Genomic DNA, 806 nt, shown 5'->3' on the forward strand with positions numbered 1-806 from the left:
TTTTTTTTTTTTTTTTTTTTTTTTTTTTTTTTTATTTTTTTTTTTTTTTTTTTTTTTTTTTTTTTTTTTTTTTTTTTTATATTTTTTTTTTTTTTTTTTTTTGCTCATCCGGCTGTTTTTGAATAAATCCCTGCATTTCCAATTTCTTAATGGCCCGCGCGGCTGTTGTTCGGTCCACTTTTATCATTTCTGCCAATTTTTCTTGAATAATTCCCGGGTTTTCGTATATACGTACAAGATAGAGATACTGCCCTCTTGTTAAGTCCAAATCTTTAAATTCAATATTGCTTATGGAATCCAACGCTCTTGCTATCATGCCGATCTCACGCAAAATGTCATTCATTCCTAAAAACCCCTCACGTATTTTTGTTGCATTTACAACAAAATTGTTTTAACCTTACTATTATAAGACCACATGCATGCTGTACAGTCCAGACTAATATCAGAAAAGGATTGATCAAATAATGAATATAAAAAGAATAACAACTGAAAATGATTTACACATTGCTTTAGATATTAGAAGAACGGTATTCATCGAGGAGCAACATGTAACTGAATCCGATGAGTTCGATGAATTTGATACGCTCCAAGAACAATGCCAGCATATCTTGGTATATCATAAGAATCAACCAGTCGGCACAGGCCGTGTGCGCATCGTTGATCAGACTAGTAAGCTGGAAAGAATCTGTATCCTAAAACCTTATCGGAAGTACGGATTGGGTAAAGTCATCATTGGAGAGCTAGAAAAAATCATGAAAGAAAAAGGAATAACTAAAATGAAGCTGCATGTACGAAAGATGGCAAGT

The 806-nt window shown here is 32.6% G+C and carries 1 protein-coding gene and 1 pseudogene; one reads left to right on the plus strand and one right to left on the minus strand.

Annotation, left to right across the window (positions count from 1 at the left end):
* Positions 1–79: 79 nt before the first annotated feature.
* Positions 80–343: pseudogene (locus MOC86_RS27330) on the minus strand (MarR family transcriptional regulator); the annotation flags it as partial.
* A 121-nt stretch (positions 344–464) separates the two neighbouring features.
* On the opposite strand from MOC86_RS27330, the gene MOC86_RS27335 reads away from it, so the two are divergent.
* Positions 465–806: GNAT family N-acetyltransferase (locus tag MOC86_RS27335; RefSeq protein WP_268587023.1), on the plus strand; the 342-nt coding region annotated here is incomplete at its 3' end.

It is taken from the genome of Priestia endophytica (genome assembly GCF_026790145.1).
Classification (GTDB): domain Bacteria; phylum Bacillota; class Bacilli; order Bacillales; family Bacillaceae_H; genus Bacillus_I; species Bacillus_I endophytica_A.